Origin of the sequence: Cupriavidus consociatus, assembly GCF_017814975.1 — a bacterium.
GTDB lineage: Bacteria > Pseudomonadota > Gammaproteobacteria > Burkholderiales > Burkholderiaceae > Cupriavidus > Cupriavidus consociatus.
Genome location: NZ_JAGIQA010000026.1, coordinates 38264 through 53666, shown reverse-complemented (window position 1 = coordinate 53666; position 15403 = coordinate 38264). Strand labels below are relative to the sequence as shown.

Below are 15403 nucleotides of genomic sequence, written 5' to 3'. Positions count from 1 at the left end.
GCTTGAACTTCCCCCGGAGGCATCGATGGTCAACGTATCCAACCCGGCGCTCGCCGGTTCCCGTGTGCTGGTGGCCGGCGTCGCCAATGATGGCTCGATCGCGTGGGGCTGCGCCAAGGCCTTCCACGAGCTCGGCGCGCAGGTCGCCATGACGTACCTGAACGACAAGGCCTATCCGCACGTGGCGCCGCTGGCCGAGGCCGTGCAGGCGCCGATCCTGATGCCGCTGAACGTGGAAGACCCCGAGCAGATGCGCGCGCTGTTCGCGCGCATCGAAGCGGTATGGGGCGGGCTCGACGCGGTGGTCCACTCGATCGCCTTCGCGCCGAAGGAGGACCTGCAGGGCGGCTTGCTCAACTCCTCCGCAGAGGGCTTCGCGCGCGCCATGGACGTCTCATGCCATTCGTTCATCCGCATGGCGCGGCTGGCCGCGCCGCTGATGCGCAACGGCGGCACGCTGTTCGCGATGAGCTATGAAGGCGCCAACCGCGTGGTCCCCAACTATGACCTGATGGGGCCGGTCAAGGCTGCGCTGGAAGCCAGCTGCCGCTACCTGGCGCATGAACTGGGGCCACAGGGCATCCGCGTGCATGCGATCTCGCCCGGGCCGCTGAAGACGCGCGCGGCGTCGGGGCTGAAGGACTTCGACCAGATGCTGGCCGATGCCGCCGGGCGCGCCCCGCTGGGAGAGGTGGTCGACATCATGGACGTCGGTTTTGCCACGGCGTACCTGGCTACGCCATACGCCCGGCGGATCTCGGGCAATACGGTGTACGTCGATGGCGGCGTGCACATCATGGCGTAGCGGGGGGGCATGCAGGTGCTGATAGGGGGTTTGCCCCGCGCTGTGAGCGGGTCCATGCAGCACCGGGCGTGAAAGCCCGGGAATGGGATTACCATAGCCGCGTTTGCCACTCTGTCACGGCACCGGCTTGCGGTGCCGGTTACCCATGCTTGAACTCCAGGGAGCCATCTGGTTCCGCTCCGGCTCGCAGGACTGGGGCGGCAAGGACCGCATCGCGCTGCTCGCCGCCATCGGCGAGCACGGTTCGATCACCGCGGCCGCGCGCGCGGTCGGCATCAGCTACAAGGCCGCGTGGGATGCCATCGACCTGATGAACAACAGTGCCGGCGAAGCGCTGGTGGTGCGCGCTGCCGGCGGCAAGGGCGGCGGCGGCACGCGCCTGACCGCGCGCGGCGAGCAGCTGATCCGCACCTACCGCGCGCTCGAGGACGAACACCGGCGCTTTGTCGCGCAGCTGTCGCGGCTGGGCGAGGGCGCTGCCGACGATATTCACCTGATGAGGCGAATGATGATCAAGACCAGTGCGCGCAACAAGCTGTTCGGGCACGTCGCCAGCGTGCGCGGCGGCGCGGTCAACGACGAGGTGGTGCTGGCGCTGCCGGGCGGCCAGCAGATCGTGGCGACGATCACGCACGAAAGCGTCGAGACGCTGGAACTGGCCGCGGGCGTGGAAGCGTTTGCGCTGATCAAGGCGTCTTCGGTGCTGGTGGGCCTGCCCGACCCGGGCGTGCGGCTGTCGGCGCGCAACCAGCTGCCGGGCGTGGTGTCGCGCGTGATGCCTGGTGCGGTCAATGCGGAGGTGGTGATCGAGCTGGACGGCGGCGGCACGATCGCGGCGATCGTGACCAATGGCAGCGTCGAGACGCTGGGGCTAGCCTTGGGTGTGCCGGCGGTGGCGGTGTTCAAGGCGTCCAGCGTGATCCTGGGGGTGGTGGGGTGAGGCAGGCATGCTGACGGGCTTCACTTCGTCGATGTGCTGGCCCTCACCCCCACCCCTCTCCCGCAGGCGGGAGAGGGGAGCGTTCGCATGGGTTCGTGGCAAGTCCTGGTGTGCCGTCTGTGTGCTCCCCTCTCCCGCAAGCGGGAGAGGGGCAGGGGGTGAGGGCTAGCGCGTCAACGAAGCGCCGGCCCTCGCCTTAGCTGCGCCTGAGTCGACCTGCTGCGCGCTCAGGCCACGCGCGCCGACAACGGCGCGTAGACCGGCGGATGGTGGCGGCTGTCGCCGCTGCCGAAGATGCGGCCTTCGCGGATTTCGAGCACATGGTCTCCCAGCGCTTCGACGTCGGCGGGATCGTGCGAGATCACCAGCATCGGCACGTCCAGGCTCGACTGCAGCGTGCGCAGCTCGGCGCGCATGCGTGCGCGCAAGGCGGGATCGAGGGCGGAGAACGGTTCGTCGAGCAGCACGATATCGGGCTGCGCCACCAGCGCGCGCGCCAGCGCCACGCGCTGCTTCTGCCCGCCGGAAATCTCGGCCGGATAGTTGCCGACGATCTCGTCCAGCCCGAAGGCATCGATCCAGCGCCGCGCCTCCGGCGGCATCGCGCCGCGGCGCGGGTTGCGCCAGCCGCGCGCCAGCCCGAAGGCGATGTTCTGTCCCACGGTCAGGTGCGGGAACAGCGCGTATTCCTGGAACAGGTAGGCCACGCGGCGTTCCTGCGGGCGGACGTCGATGCCTGCCTCGCTGTCGAACAGCATGCGCCCGTTCAGCTCGATGCGGCCGCTGTCGGGGGCGAGCAGCCCGGCGATGGCGCGCAGCGTCAGGCTCTTGCCGGCGCCGGACGGGCCGAACAGCGCGATGCGGCGGCTGGTGGAGTCGAAATCGATATCAAGCGAAAACTGCCGGTCGGCCGACACCATCTGCTTGCGGATGCTGACATGCATGCCCATGGCGTTCCTCAGCGCGCGGCGCGCGGGCGCAGGCGCCGGCGTTCATATACTTCGGCGGGATTGCGCGCAGTGGCGGGCACCAGCCGACCGGCGACCACCAGCAGCAGCACGCACGTGACCGAGGTCACCAGCACCAGCAGGTTGGCGGTGTTGTCGTCGCCGGCCTGCACGGCCTCGTAGATTGCCACCGACAGCGTCTGTGTGCGGCCGGGCAGGTTGCCGGCGATCATCAGCGTGGCGCCGAACTCGCCCAGCGCGCGCGCGAACGCCAGCAGCACGCCGGCAATGATGCCGCGCGCGGCCAGCGGCAGCGTCACGCGAAAGAAGATGCCGGATTCAGAAACGCCCAGCACGCGCGCGGCGTTTTCCAGCTGGTGATCGACCCCTTCGAAGGCAGCGCGGGCCGACTTGAGCACCAGCGGGAAAGCGACGATGGTCGACGCCAGCACCGCGCCCTGCCAGGTAAAGACCAGTTCGATGCCGAGGCGGGACAGCCACTCGCCAAACACGCCGCGCCGGCCCACCAGCACCAGCAGGTAGTAGCCGAGCACAGTCGGCGGCAGCACCAGCGGCAGCGTCAACACCGCGTCGACCACGTCGCGCAGCGGCGAGCGCCAGCGCGCCAGCGCCCACGCCGCGCCGACGCCGAGCACGGCGTTCAGCGCGGTGGCCCAGCCCGCGACCTTCAGCGACAACAGCAGCGGCACCCAGACGGCATCCATGGCGTGGCGTAAATCAGGGCTTCTGGAAGCCGTAGCGCGACAGGATCGCCTGGCCTGCCGGCGATGCCACGAAGTCGACGAACTGCGCCGCTTCCTTCTGCTGGCGGGTCTGGCTGGTGATGGCGATGGGGTAGGTCACCGGGTTGCGGCTCGGCACGCGCACCGCAACCCTGACCTTGTCCGGCATTACCGTGGCGTCGGTGGCGAAGACGAAGCCGGCCTCGACCTCGCCGCGCGCCACGTAGTCCAGGCTCTGGCGCACGTTCTGTGCCGGCACGCCCTTGGCGGCGACCGCGTCCCACAGGCCGGCGGCTTCCAGCGCGCCGCGGGTGTAGCGGCCAACCGGCACCGAGGCCGGATTGCCGTAGGCGATGCGCCTGACTTCCGGCCTGGCCAGGTCCTGCAGCGAGCCGATATTCAGCTTGCTGTCCGACGGCACGATCAGCACCACCTCGTTGGCGGCGAAGTTGCGGCGCGAGGCGGAAGTGATGACCTTTTCGGCCTCGGCCCTGTTCATCGCCTCCTGGTCGGCCGAGGCGAACACGTCGGCGGGCGCGCCCTTGACGATCTGCTGCATCAGCACGTCGGACGCACCGAAGTTCAGCACCACCCTCGTTCCCGGATGGGCGCGCTCGTACGACTCGGCCAGCGACTTGAAGGCGTTGGTCAGGCTGGCGGCGGCGGACACTACCAGGTCCGCGCCGAATGCCGGCCCAGTGGGCAGGGCCAGCGCCAGTGCGGCCAGCATGGCGCCGGCGCCGGCAAGAACGGAGCGGCACCCGGTGCGGGCGGGGCGAAACGCGGACATGGAAATCCTCAGAGAAGCGGCCAGGAAAGCTGGTGCTGGCATGGGTGGACTGTCAGGCGCAATATACGTCTGTATATAACGGTGCGTCAATGATGCGCCATGACCACCGACATGGGTATTCCGGCAAGCGCAAGTGCGGTATCAGCGGCAGCGAATGTGCCGCAGGGGCGGGACAAGTTTCGGAGCTGGCGCCGTTGCAGCGCCAGCCTGTCCGGCTTCAGGCCGGCGGTGAGCCTTCCTTGAACAACGACTTCAATTGTGCGCGCAGCTCAGGGGTGTCCTGGTGCTGGTGCACTGCGACCGCGTGCTGGACCGCGGCTTCGAGCAGTTCGTCTTCACTGTCGGCGCTCAGCGCAACCGTGCAGCCGATGTCGCTCGGATATTCGCGGCAATCGATAAACTTGCGTCCCATGGTGCCTCCTGTCACCGGCCGCGCGGCCGGCGTATCCAGTATAGGCAGGGGGACCGGCCACTACAGCACCGGCGTGAGCACCTTGCCATCGGCGAGGAACGCATCGAGATTCTGCAGCGTCAGCGCGGTCATTGCGGCGCGGGTCTCGTGCGTGCCGCTGGCCATGTGCGGCGCGAGCACGACGTTGTCCAGCGCCAGCAGCGCGGCCGGTACGCCGGGCTCGTCGCGGAACACGTCGAGACCGGCGCCGCCCAGGCGTCCTTCGGCCAGCGCCGCCACCATGACGTCTTCGTCGATCACGCTGCCGCGCGCGACATTGACCAGGATGCCCTTGGGCCCGAGCGCGTCGATGATCTCGCGCGACACCAGCCCGGCGGTTTCCGGACCGCCCACGCAGGTCACCACCAGGAAGTCGGACCAGGCGGCCAGTGCCTTCAGGTCAGCCTCGAAGCGCCACGGCGCGCCGTCGCGCGGACGACGGTTGTTGTAGGCGATCTCCATGTCGAAGCCCTGCGCGCGCCGTGCCACGATCTCACCGATGCGGCCCAGGCCGAGGATGCCAAGCTTCTTGCCCGAGACCCGCGTCGTCAACGGAAAGCCGCCCTGCGGCCAGCGCCCGGCCCGGACGAAGCGGTCGCCATGGGCAATGCCTCGTGCCGCGTCCAGCAGCAGGCCGAAGGCCAGGTCAGCCACGCAGTCGTTGAGCACGTCGGGCGTGTTGCTGACCTGGATGCCGCGCGCGCGGGCGGCGTCCAGTGCGATCGAGTCATAACCCACGCCGAAGCTGACGATGGCCTGCAGCGCCGGCAGCGCGTCGATCAGCGCGGCGCTGCAGCCATGGCGCGCCGAGGTCACCACCACGCGCACCTGCAGGCCGTGCTCGCGCGCCCAGGCCAGCGCATCGCCCTGCTGCCATAGCGCGATGGCGCCGTATTGTTGCTGGAGGGTGGCATTGGTCTGCGGCGCGAGCGGGCCGACCTGGAGAATCTGGGAAGCGGACATGAGGCGAGCGGGTCTCGACGGAGGGATCAGGGATGGTAGCGCATGCCCCCGCATCGCGCAGGCGACCGCTGCCGCTGCCGCGCCGGATTGCGGGCAACTTTGTGCGATGTTCGGGTGGAGGCGGGTTATGCTGCGGCATCCCGTTTCCTCCGTGACGAACATCGCCATGAAAACCATCTACCTGGCCGGCTTCGACGTGTTCCGCAAGGACGCCATCGCCTGGGGCGAGCACCTCAAGTCGCTGTGCGCGGCGCATGGCTTCACCGGGCTGTATCCGCTCGACAAGTCGGCGCCGGAAGGCCTGTCGGGGCCGGACACGGCGCGCTGGATCTATGACGCCAATATCGCGCTGCTGCGCCGCGCGGACATGGTGATGGCCAATCTCGACGATTTCCGCGGGCCGGGAGAGCCGGACTCGGGCACGGCCTTCGAGGTGGGGTTTGCGGTGGCGCTGCAGAAGCCGGTATGGGGCTACAGCGCGGATCCCGGCACGGTGCGCGATCGCGCCACGGTGGTGACCGACGAGGAAGGCCGGCCGCTGGATGCGCGCGGGTTCGTCGTCGAGGATTTCGGCTTGCCCAGGAACCTGATGCTGGCGTGCCCGGTGAAGCTGGTGCAGGGCGGGGCGGCGGAATGCCTGGCGGCGATGGCCGGGGCCATCCACCGGCGCGCGGCCGAAGCCGCGGCACGGCGCGAGCGCGGTGCGGCGGCGTGGGGGGATGACTGAGAGAGAGTTTCTCCACCGCTGGTCTGCTCCTCTCTCCCGCAGCGCGGGAGAGGGGCCGGGGGTGAGGGCAGGAGGCTCAAAGGCTGACTGCCCGTGGGTTAAAACCGAAGGCCTTGCTTGAAGTGGTGCCTTGCTAGACCACCCCTCACCCCAACCCTCCCCCCCTGAGGGGAGAGGGAGAACACCTTGCTTGGGCTAGTTCGGGCGGCTTGGGCGCACTTTCTTTCGGCAAGCCCGGTCGGGTTTGGTTTATCGGCGCAACGCCTCCACCCCCGCGGCAATATCCTTCGCCGTGCTTGCCACGATCTCGCGGTAAGCCGCTACCACGCCATCGATTTCGCCGGGCGCAGACAACTCCGCCTGCGTGCTGCCGCTGACTACCTTGCCGTCCGGCAACCGCCGCACCGTCCAGTTGATGGTTGCGCCCGCGCGCTGCCCGACATCTGCGTCGAGCCGCAGCACTTCCGTCGTGACCCGGTACAGCGGCTGCACATCCGACAACCCCTGCTGGTAGGTATCGACCGCGCCCAGCGTGGCTTGCAGGCGCTGCGACAACGCATCGCGCAGCTCGTCCGGCAGCGGCGACGACCAGCGCGCCAGGTCCAGCAGGCGCAGGCTGGCGTCATTGCGGCCGTCGCGCACCACCAGCTGCGGCCGGTTCAGGCGCTCCGGGACGCGTACGGGAGCGACTTCCAGCCACAGCGTGCTGGTCGACGGCGCCGGTGTCGCCGCCGGCAGCGTGGCGACGCCCGCAGGCCCCTGGGCCAGCGTGTAATAGCGCGGCTCCGGCGAGGCACAACCGGCGAGCACGGCGGCGCCCAGTGCGCCGGCCAGGGCACAACGGACAAGCGCGGAGGTAAGGGGATGGCGCTTCATCAGTCTTTCTCCGGCTTGCCGCGCAGCAGCGCTTCGGGATGGCGTTCGAGGTAGTCGGTCAAGGTGCGCAACGACGTGGCGGTGCGCGTCAGTTCCTGCAGCATGCGGCGCGTGTCCTGCTGCAGCGGCGCATCCGACGCCAGCGTGCCATTGGCCGTGGTCAGCGTCTTGCGCGCATCCTGCAGCGCCGCCAGCACCTGCGGCGCGACGTCGCCGTTGAGCTGCTGCACCAGCTTGTCGGCCGTGTCGAGCGTCTTGTTCAGGCTCGCCACCGTGGTGCGCAGGTCCTGGCCGATCTGGTCGAACGGGATCTTGTCGATGCGGTTGACGATATCGCCGACCTGCGCCTGCAGCTGGTCGAAGGTGCCCGGCGTGGTGGCGAACTCGGGGATCGGCGCATCCAGGTCGACCTTGGCGGGCGGCGCCTTCGGGAAGAAGTCGAGCGCCACGTACAGCTGGCCGGTAAGCAGGTTGCCGGTGCGCAGCTGCGCGCGCATGCCGCGCTTGAGCAGGCCCTCGATGATCTGACGGGCGCGGGCGCGGTCTTCCACGTCGCGTTCGCGGAAGCCCATGCGCGACGGGTACAGCTCGACCACCACCGGCATGCGGAAGGCTTTCTTGTCGCGCTGGTATTCGATGCCGATCGAGCGCACCTGGCCCACGATCACGCCGCGGAAGTCTACCGGCGCGCCCGGCGACAGGCCGCGCACGGACTGGTCGAAGTTGAGCACGGCCAGCGTCGGCGCCAGTTCCTCGGGCTCCTTCATGGCCTCGGACTGGTCGGCGGCCAGCAGGAATTGCGTGTTTTCGGCCGCGGCAGCGGTGGCGGTGGTACGGTCCGGCGCCTGGAACGCAACGCCGCCCAGCAGCACCGTCACCAGCGATTGCGTCGACAGCTTGAGGCCGCCGGCATCGAGCTTGAGGTCGACGCCGCTGGCATGCCAGAAGCGCGTGTCGGCGGTAACCAGCTTGTCATAGGGCTTGTTGACGAACACGCGCAGCGAAATGTCGCGCCCGTTGGGCTCGAGCTGGTAGGCCACCACCTGGCCCACCTGCACGCGGCGGTAGTAGACCGGCGAGCCGATGTCGAGAGAGCCCAGCTCCGAGGCGCGCAGCACGAACTGCTTGCCGGATGCGTCGGTGGTCACCACCGGCGGCACTTCCAGTCCCTTGAAATCGCGCGTGGTCTCGCCGGACTTGCCGGCATCGACGCCGATATAGGCGCCCGACAGCAGCGTCTCCAGCCCCGACACGCCGCTGGCGGCGAAACGCGGGCGCACCACCCAGAAGCGCGTGTCGGCCACGGCGAAGTTCTCGGCGTCCTTGGTCAGGTCGATCGACGCGATCACATGCGAACGGTCGCGCGCGAGCCGCACCGACTTGACCAGGCCGATATCGACATCCTTGTAGCGCACCGCGGTCTTGCCCGGCGTCAGGCCCTCGGCGGTGCGGAAGCTGACGGTGATCTCCGGCCCGCGCGAGGCCAGCGTATGCACCAGCAGCGACACGCCGACGATCGCCGCGACGATCGGGATCAGCCACACCAGCGATGGCAGCCAGCGCGCGCGGCGCCGGCGCTCGGGCCGCGGCAGGCCGGGTGCGCCAGCGGGATTGGGCGGATGTTGTTCAGTGTCGGGCATTATCGTCTTCCAGCGAATCCCACAGCAGGCGCGGATCGAAGCTGAGCGAGGCCAGCATGGTCAGCACCACGACCGCGCCGAAGGCCAGCGCGCCGCCGCCTGGGATGATGGTGGCCAGCGCCCCGGCCCGCACCAGCGAGGCCAGCAGCGCCACCACGAAAATATCGAGCATCGACCAGCGGCCGATCACCTCCACCAGCCCGTACAGCCGGGTCTGCTGCCGGATGCGCCAGGTCGCGCGGAAGTGCACCGACAGCAGCAGGAAGGTGAGGATCAGCATCTTCATGAGTGGCACGATGATGCTGGCGATCAGCACCAGCACCGCCAGCATGTGCGAGCCGGACAGCCACAGGTAGATCACGCCGGACAGGATGGTGTCGCGCTGCGTGCCGAGGATCGATTGCGTGACCATCACCGGCAGCATGTTGGCCGGGATGTAGAGGATAAAGGCCGCCAGCAGGAAGGCCCAGGTGCGCGCCAGGCTGTCCGGCTTGCGGTGGTGCAGCGTGGCGCCGCAGCGCGGGCAGGGCTCGCCCTCCAGCGTGCGCGGGCTGACCAGGTCGCAGGCGTGGCAGGAGAGCAGGCCCAGGCGGCTGGCGGTGGGCACCTGCGGCAGCGGCGTGCGTTCGTCGTCGTCGGTCAGCTCGGCCACTACCTCGCGCGCGAGACGGCGCGGATGCGCCAGGCGGTCGGGGCGCGGTGGCCGTGGCGGTTGCTGCGGGGTCGCGTCCGTCATTGTCCCTTCCCGCTTGTGCCGCCTGCCTCGTCCGCCTCATCGTCCGGCGTTTCCAGGTAGCGCCACAGGTCGCGCGGGTCGAACGACAGCATCGCCGCCAGCACGATCACCAGCGCGGCGAACGACCACAGCGCGATGCCGGGCAGCACGCGCGCCATCGTGGACAGCTTCACCAGCGTGACCAGCACGCCGATCATGAAGACCTCGATCATGCCCCACGGCCGCGTCTGGCGGATGCCGCGCACGATGCGGTCGAAGCCGATGGGCATGCGGTGCTGCGCCATCGGCACCAGCAGGTAAATCATCATCAGCAGCTCGGACAGCGGGAACAGTATGGTGGTGGCGAACACCAGCGCCGCCACCAGTGCCATGTGGTCGTCATACAGCGCATGCACCGCGCCCAGCAGCGTGGTTTGCGTGCGCACGCCCTTGAGGTCCATCTCCACGATGGGGTAGGCGTTGGAAACCAGGAACAGGATCAGCGCGGTGACCACCAGCGGCAGCAGGCGCCGGTAATGCCGGCGGCTCTCGCGATACAGCTCGCCGCCGCAGCGCAGGCACAGCGCGCGCTCGCCGGGCGAGATCGGGGTGCGCTCGTAGACCGCATCGCAGTATTCGCACGCCACCAGCCGGTGCAGCGCGGCGGGCGAAGTGTCGGGCAAGGCGGGTGCGGGGGCGTTGTCTGGACCTGCCATCAGCCGTTCAGCCCGGGTGCTTGCCGGTGGCCGCCGGCGGCACGTCGGGGTTGTCGACCACGGCGGGGACTGCCGGAGCCGCCGCAGCGGGCTGCGTCGCCGCGGGCACCGCTGCCGGCGCGCCGCCGGGCTTCAGCTCGTGCGCGAGATCCTGCTTCAGCTCGGCCTCCGAGCCGATGGTCCAGTCGCGCAGCAGCGCATACGCCACCGCCAGCAGCGTCGGGCCGATGAACACACCCAGGAAGCCGAATGCCAGTGCGCCGCCCAGCACGCCCAGCATGATCCAGATCAGCGGCATGCCGGTGCCCTTGCTGATCAGCAGCGGCTTGACGATGTTGTCGGCCATGCTGACCACGCCCACGCCCCAGATCACCAGGAAGACGGCCCAGCCGGTGGACCCGGTGTGGTACAGCCACAGCGCCGCCGGCAGCCACACCAGCGGCGGGCCGACCGGCACCACCGACAGGAAGAACGTGACGAAGCCGAGGATGGCCGCGCCCGGCACGCCGGCAATCCACAGCCCGATGGCGGCCAGCACCGCCTGGATAAAGGCCGTGCCGAGCACGCCGTAGACCACGCCCTTGACCGTGCTGCCGGCCAGTTCCAGCAGGTGGTCGGCACGCTCGCCGGCAATGCGGCGCATGCCCGCGCGCAACCAGGCGATGGCGAACTCGCCGCCGGTATAGAAGAAGAATGCCAGGATGATCGATAGCGCCAGCTGCCCCAGGCCGGCGCCGATCGACAGGCCGGCGCCGAGCAGCACATGACCGACCGGCGCGATCAGCTTGCGCAGGTTGGCCACCATCTCGGAATCGGCGTTGATGATGCTGTCCCACGAGCTTTGCAGGTACGTGCCGACATAGGGCAGGCTGCTCAGCCAATCCGGCAGCTGCGGGATGCCATGCTCCATGTAGCGGTCGACCAGCGCCGACAGGTCGTCCAGGTGCGCCGAGAAGCTGGCACCGGCGTAGACAAACGGCCCCAGCACGATCACCGTGGCCAGCAGCACGCAGATCAGCGCCGCCAGGCCGCGGCGGTCGCCGAGCCAGCGCGACAGCACCGTGTACGGGTACCACGAGCTGTAAGCCAGGATCGCGCCCCACAGCAGTGCCGTGGTAAATGGCGCGAGCACAAGCAGCGAGCCGCCGATCAGCACGATCAGCGCAAAGACTGCGGCAATCTTCTCGATTAACTGGCCGGAACTCATTGATGGCTCTCCCTGGGCCCGCCGGTGTGACGGAAACGGCGTAAATATAGCCTACGCCGGGGCGGGCGATGCCAAAGGGCTGCTGGAAGGGTGCTTCGGGCGCCACCACCATGGTGCGCCGGGGCAGCATGCCCGGACGCATCCAACAGTGCCATAGCTTTGTGACGTTGAACAGCGCAGCGGCCGTGCCGTCCAGGCGGAAGGGGGCTCACGCGCCGGGCACGGCCGGCGCCAGGGGAAAGGGCCAGCCTCAGGCCGGCACCGCCATCACGCCGCTCTTGAGCAGCGCGGCAACCAGGTCGGATTGCGTCACCATGCCGACCACGCGGTGCTTGTCGTCGATCACCGGCGCGTGGTGCAGGCCGCCGTCGGAGAAGGCCTGCGCCAGTTCCACCATCGGCTGGTCGGGGCGGGCGGTGACCACGGCGCGCGTCATCAGGTCGCGCACGGTGCCGGCCAGCCGGCGCGCGCCGGTATCTCGCTGCGCGGCGAAGAAGTCACTCTGCGTGATGATGCCTTCGAGGCGGTTGTTTGCATCGACCACCGGCAGTGCCTTGATGCGGTGCCGCGACAGCAGGTGCCCGGCCTCGTGCGCGGGCTGCCCGGGGCGCACCATGATGACGTCTCGCGACATGATCTCGCCGCACAGCACGTTGCCGAAGTGCCGCCGGTACGCACGCAGCTGCGCCGCCACCATGATGGCTTCCAGGTCGTCTTCTTCGATGTCGAGAAATTCGCCGCGTGCCTTCAGGGCCGCGTCCAGGTCGGCACGGGTAAAGCCCACGCGCTGCGACGGCGGCACGTCCCTGGTGCCATGCTGCACCGCGGGCTCCGGCGGGCGGTGCGGGTAGCGTCGCTGCGACAGGTTGTTGAAGGCCAGCGCCATCAACAGCAGCAACATCGAGTTGAACAGCACCGGCACCACCACGAAGCCGAAACCGAGCGCGCTGACCGCCGGCCCGCCGAATACCGCCGTGATTGCCACGGCGCCGCTGGGCGGATGCACGCAGCGGAACTGGAACATCACGGCAATCGCCACGGCCACCGCCGTTGCCGCCGCGAGGCCCGGGTCAGGGATCCAGCGCGCGCAGGCCACGCCCACCAGTGCCGCAAACAGATTGCCGCCGATGATCGACCACGGCTGCGCCAGTGGCGAAGACGGCACTGCGAACAGCAGTACCGCCGAGGCGCCCATCGGCGCGACGAACCAGGGATTGAACCCGCCCAGCGTCTGGTGGCTGATCCATTCGGTGCAGAACAGGCCGAGCAGTGCGCCGAGGCAGCTCTTGATGCGCTCATGGCGGTTGGCAGCAACCGGCAGCGGGACAAAAGTGCGCAGCCATGCACGGGTATTTTGCGCCAGCGAGGCGACAGCGGGGGCAGTTGGCATTCTTGGACGGGGGCGACTTGGAATGGTGCACGTAATATATCACGCAGTGATATATTTGGCCGCCTTTGGTGCAGTGCATCCCCGTGTCGGGGCGTAATGCACCGCACCAGAGCAATCCGAAGAGCATCGAGAAGAGCAATCAGGAGTCGCCCCCATGTCGTTCCCTGCGTCACCCACCACCGCCTCGACCGTCGAGAAGCGTGACTACGCGGTCAACCGCCGCCTGCTGATGCTGTCGGCGATCGCCCTGGGCATTGGCGTGCTCAGCACGTTCGCGGCCAGCGTGCTGGTCAACCTGATCCGTTTCTTCACCAACCTGTTTTTCTACCAGACGCTATCGCTGGCCGAGCGCTCGCCGGCGGACCATGCGCTGGGCGCGTGGGTCATCGCCGTGCCGGTGGTCGGCGGCCTGGTGGTTGGGCTGATGGCGCGCTACGGCAGCGACAAGATCCGCGGCCACGGCATCCCCGAGGCGATCGAGGCGGTGCTGTTCGGCAAGAGCAGGATGTCGCCGCGGGTGGCGGTGCTCAAGCCGCTGTCGTCGGGCATCGTGATCGGCAGCGGCGGGCCGTTCGGTGCCGAGGGGCCGATCATCATGACCGGCGGCTCGCTGGCGTCGCTGCTGGCGCAGTACCTGCACCTGAGCGCCGGCGAGCGCAAGGCACTGCTGGTGGCCGGCGCGTGCGCGGGCATGACGGCGATCTTCGGCACGCCGGTGGCGGCGGTGCTGCTCGCGGTGGAACTGCTGCTGTTCGAGCTGCGCCCGCGCAGCCTGCTGCCGGTGGCGCTGGCCTGCGCGGTGGCGGGCTTCCTGCGGCCGCTGTTGTTCGAGGCAGGCCCGCTGTTCCCGCTGCAGACCGCGGCCGCCGGCACGCCCGCGCTGGCCTCATGCGTGATCGCGGGACTGTTGTGCGGCGCGCTGGGCGCTGGGCTGACGCTGGCGCTGTACCGCACCGAAGATGCGTTCTCGCGCCTGCCGCTGCACTGGATGTGGTGGCCGGCGATCGGCGGGCTGGTGGTCGGCATCGGCGGGTATTTCGAGCCGCGCGCGCTGGGCGTGGGCTATGACGTGATCGGCGACCTGCTCAACCACCGCATCGCCATCGGCATTGCGCTGGGGCTGCTGGCGGTCAAGGCGGTGATCTGGATCGCGGCGCTTGGTTCCGGCACGTCGGGCGGCGTGCTGGCCCCGCTGCTGATGCTCGGCGCCGGGCTTGGCACGGTGCTGGCGCCGTGGCTGCCGGGCGGTTCGCCCGAGCTGTGGGCGCTGGTGTGCATGGCCGGCGTGCTCGGCAGCGTGCTGGGCGCGCCGCTGACCGCGATCGTGTTCGCCTTCGGGCTGACGCATGACACGCAGGCACTGCTGCCGCTGCTGCTGACGACGGCGGTCGCGTACGGCTTCTCGGTGCTGACCATGAAGCGCTCGATCATGACCGAGAAGATCGCCCGGCGCGGCCTGCATATCTACCGCGAATACGGCGTCGATCCGCTCGAGCGCGCCCATGTGGGCGAGCTGATGACGCATGAGGTGGTGACGATCGATGCCGATCTGCCGGTGGCCGATGCCATGTCGCGCTATTTCGGCGAGCACGCCGCGCATCGCGCCTACCCGGTGGTGGCGGGCGGGCGCGTGCTGGGGATGCTGGAACGCGCCGCCATCCGCGGCGCGGCCGCCGGCGAGGTGCCACCTGGCCTGCGCTGCCGTGACTTGCTCAGTGCGCCGGCCCATGTGCTGCTGCCCGGGCAGACCGCACGCGCTGCGGCAGGCAGCATGGCGACGCTCAGCGTGGCGCGGCTGCCGGTAGTGGAGAGCGTGGACAGCATGCGGCTGGCCGGCATCGTGTCGTTGCGCGACCTGCTGCGGGCGAGCTCGCAGGTTCATCACGAGGAAGCGCGGCGCGAGCGGCTGCGGGGGCGGTTCGCCGACTGAACTTCAAACCGGCGGCGCTATTTGTAGGTCGACAGCAAAATGCTCGTCTCGGTCGCGCTGATCCCCTCGATCAACCGGATCCGGTCCAGCGTCCGGTCAAACGCCTCCAGCGTATCCGCGCGCAGTTCCGCAATGATGTCCCAGCGCCCGTTGGTGGTGTGCAGCGCCTGCACGTTGGGCTCGCCCCTCAGCGCCTGCAGCACCGTGCGCGCCTTGTTTCCCTCCACCGCGATCGTCATCCATGCGCGGATCCGGTGCGCCTCGGCCTCGGGCCGCAGGCGCACGGTATAGCCAACGATCAGCCCTTCCTTCTCCAGTTTGTCGATCCGGTTCTGCACGGTCGCGCGCGACACGCGCAGCGCCTGCGCCAGCGCCGTGACCGGCGTGCGGGCGTTGTCGCGCAGCAGGGAGAGCAGCTGTTGATCGGTGGCGTCCATGGGCTTGAGGGGCGTTCTGTCGATTTGCCAATGAGGTCTGGCATTTTGCTCGATGCAAGGCGCAAATTGCGCATCTTGCTGGCTATTAGTTAACACCAGCCTGCACCAGAATGCAATCGACTGAAT

Annotated in this window: 16 protein-coding genes; 4 read left to right on the top strand and 12 right to left on the bottom strand. The window is 69.0% G+C overall.

All coding sequences use genetic code 11. The features are described 5' to 3' along the window. Positions 1–25 precede the first annotated feature (25 nt). Entirely contained in the window at positions 26–805 is a 780-nt protein-coding gene (gene fabI / locus J8I82_RS28430; protein WP_209762374.1) for an enoyl-ACP reductase FabI, read from the top strand. Positions 806–950: 145 nt separating this feature from the next. After that, a complete protein-coding gene (locus tag J8I82_RS28425; protein ID WP_209762371.1) occupies positions 951–1745 on the top strand; it encodes a TOBE domain-containing protein in 795 nt (264 codons plus the stop codon). Positions 1746–1972: 227 nt separating this feature from the next. Here J8I82_RS28425 and J8I82_RS28420 read toward each other — a convergent pair whose 3' ends face one another. The 5 genes from J8I82_RS28420 to J8I82_RS28400 form a co-directional block, all read right to left on the bottom strand. Further along, complete coding sequence (locus tag J8I82_RS28420) at positions 1973–2695, bottom strand: ATP-binding cassette domain-containing protein (RefSeq protein WP_209762367.1); 723 nt, start codon at positions 2693–2695, stop codon at positions 1973–1975. A gap of 8 nt (positions 2696–2703) precedes the next feature. Further along, positions 2704–3417: a molybdate ABC transporter permease subunit gene (gene modB, locus J8I82_RS28415; RefSeq protein WP_209762364.1), complete on the bottom strand. Its 714-nt coding sequence runs from the start codon at positions 3415–3417 to the stop codon at positions 2704–2706. A 13-nt stretch (positions 3418–3430) separates the two neighbouring features. Next, the gene (gene modA / locus J8I82_RS28410; RefSeq protein WP_209762361.1) at positions 3431–4225 is read right to left on the bottom strand and encodes a molybdate ABC transporter substrate-binding protein; all 795 of its coding nucleotides are present in this window, start codon (positions 4223–4225) and stop codon (positions 3431–3433) included. 217 nt (positions 4226–4442) lie between these two features. Next, positions 4443–4637 (bottom strand): DUF1059 domain-containing protein, encoded by a 195-nt coding sequence (locus J8I82_RS28405; protein ID WP_209762356.1) that lies wholly within the window; start codon positions 4635–4637, stop codon positions 4443–4445. Positions 4638–4697: 60 nt separating this feature from the next. Beyond that, entirely contained in the window at positions 4698–5639 is a 942-nt protein-coding gene (locus tag J8I82_RS28400; protein WP_209762353.1) for a 2-hydroxyacid dehydrogenase, read from the bottom strand. A gap of 166 nt (positions 5640–5805) precedes the next feature. Here J8I82_RS28400 and J8I82_RS28395 point away from each other — a divergent pair, with 166 nt between their 5' ends. Next, positions 5806–6366 carry a nucleoside 2-deoxyribosyltransferase gene (locus J8I82_RS28395; protein WP_209762350.1) on the top strand — a complete coding sequence of 187 codons (561 nt, stop codon included), beginning with the start codon at positions 5806–5808 and terminating at the stop codon, positions 6364–6366. 249 nt (positions 6367–6615) lie between these two features. Here J8I82_RS28395 and J8I82_RS28390 read toward each other — a convergent pair whose 3' ends face one another. From J8I82_RS28390 to J8I82_RS28365, 6 genes are all read right to left on the bottom strand, one after another. Beyond that, positions 6616–7242 carry a PqiC family protein gene (locus J8I82_RS28390; RefSeq protein ID WP_209762347.1) on the bottom strand — a complete coding sequence of 209 codons (627 nt, stop codon included), beginning with the start codon at positions 7240–7242 and terminating at the stop codon, positions 6616–6618. Then, complete coding sequence (locus tag J8I82_RS28385; protein ID WP_209762344.1) at positions 7242–8882, bottom strand: PqiB family protein; 1641 nt, start codon at positions 8880–8882, stop codon at positions 7242–7244. Before J8I82_RS28385 ends, J8I82_RS28390 begins: the two co-directional genes overlap by 1 nt. Then, positions 8869–9618, bottom strand: coding sequence for a paraquat-inducible protein A (locus J8I82_RS28380; RefSeq protein ID WP_209762341.1), 750 nt, complete (start codon positions 9616–9618; stop codon positions 8869–8871). The genes J8I82_RS28385 and J8I82_RS28380 overlap by 14 nt, the downstream gene beginning before the upstream one ends. Further along, positions 9615–10313 carry a paraquat-inducible protein A gene (locus J8I82_RS28375; protein WP_209762338.1) on the bottom strand — a complete coding sequence of 233 codons (699 nt, stop codon included), beginning with the start codon at positions 10311–10313 and terminating at the stop codon, positions 9615–9617. The genes J8I82_RS28380 and J8I82_RS28375 overlap by 4 nt, the downstream gene beginning before the upstream one ends. Before the next feature lie 7 nt (positions 10314–10320). Further along, positions 10321–11520, bottom strand: a complete 1200-nt coding sequence (locus tag J8I82_RS28370; RefSeq protein ID WP_209762336.1) for an AI-2E family transporter — start codon at positions 11518–11520, stop codon at positions 10321–10323. A gap of 250 nt (positions 11521–11770) precedes the next feature. Continuing rightward, positions 11771–12910 carry an HPP family protein gene (locus J8I82_RS28365; RefSeq protein ID WP_209762333.1) on the bottom strand — a complete coding sequence of 380 codons (1140 nt, stop codon included), beginning with the start codon at positions 12908–12910 and terminating at the stop codon, positions 11771–11773. A gap of 154 nt (positions 12911–13064) precedes the next feature. On the opposite strand from J8I82_RS28365, the gene J8I82_RS28360 reads away from it, so the two are divergent. Then, positions 13065–14840 (top strand): chloride channel protein, encoded by a 1776-nt coding sequence (locus J8I82_RS28360; RefSeq protein ID WP_209762330.1) that lies wholly within the window; start codon positions 13065–13067, stop codon positions 14838–14840. Between the two features lie 17 nt (positions 14841–14857). On the opposite strand, the gene J8I82_RS28355 is transcribed toward J8I82_RS28360, so the two are convergent. After that, positions 14858–15277 (bottom strand): Lrp/AsnC family transcriptional regulator, encoded by a 420-nt coding sequence (locus J8I82_RS28355; RefSeq protein WP_116317273.1) that lies wholly within the window; start codon positions 15275–15277, stop codon positions 14858–14860. Positions 15278–15403 lie beyond the last annotated feature (126 nt).

Coding starts and splice junctions, on each gene's coding strand:
- fabI (WP_209762374.1), top strand. CDS start 26: ATGGTCAACGTATCCAACCCGGCGCTCGCCGGTTCCCGTGTGCTGGTG.
- J8I82_RS28425 (WP_209762371.1), top strand. CDS start 951: ATGCTTGAACTCCAGGGAGCCATCTGGTTCCGCTCCGGCTCGCAGGAC.
- J8I82_RS28420 (WP_209762367.1), bottom strand. CDS start 2,695: ATGGGCATGCATGTCAGCATCCGCAAGCAGATGGTGTCGGCCGACCGG.
- modB (WP_209762364.1), bottom strand. CDS start 3,417: ATGGATGCCGTCTGGGTGCCGCTGCTGTTGTCGCTGAAGGTCGCGGGC.
- modA (WP_209762361.1), bottom strand. CDS start 4,225: ATGTCCGCGTTTCGCCCCGCCCGCACCGGGTGCCGCTCCGTTCTTGCC.
- J8I82_RS28405 (WP_209762356.1), bottom strand. CDS start 4,637: ATGGGACGCAAGTTTATCGATTGCCGCGAATATCCGAGCGACATCGGC.
- J8I82_RS28400 (WP_209762353.1), bottom strand. CDS start 5,639: ATGTCCGCTTCCCAGATTCTCCAGGTCGGCCCGCTCGCGCCGCAGACC.
- J8I82_RS28395 (WP_209762350.1), top strand. CDS start 5,806: ATGAAAACCATCTACCTGGCCGGCTTCGACGTGTTCCGCAAGGACGCC.
- J8I82_RS28390 (WP_209762347.1), bottom strand. CDS start 7,242: ATGAAGCGCCATCCCCTTACCTCCGCGCTTGTCCGTTGTGCCCTGGCC.
- J8I82_RS28385 (WP_209762344.1), bottom strand. CDS start 8,882: ATGCCCGACACTGAACAACATCCGCCCAATCCCGCTGGCGCACCCGGC.
- J8I82_RS28380 (WP_209762341.1), bottom strand. CDS start 9,618: ATGACGGACGCGACCCCGCAGCAACCGCCACGGCCACCGCGCCCCGAC.
- J8I82_RS28375 (WP_209762338.1), bottom strand. CDS start 10,313: ATGGCAGGTCCAGACAACGCCCCCGCACCCGCCTTGCCCGACACTTCG.
- J8I82_RS28370 (WP_209762336.1), bottom strand. CDS start 11,520: ATGAGTTCCGGCCAGTTAATCGAGAAGATTGCCGCAGTCTTTGCGCTG.
- J8I82_RS28365 (WP_209762333.1), bottom strand. CDS start 12,910: ATGCCAACTGCCCCCGCTGTCGCCTCGCTGGCGCAAAATACCCGTGCA.
- J8I82_RS28360 (WP_209762330.1), top strand. CDS start 13,065: ATGTCGTTCCCTGCGTCACCCACCACCGCCTCGACCGTCGAGAAGCGT.
- J8I82_RS28355 (WP_116317273.1), bottom strand. CDS start 15,277: ATGGACGCCACCGATCAACAGCTGCTCTCCCTGCTGCGCGACAACGCC.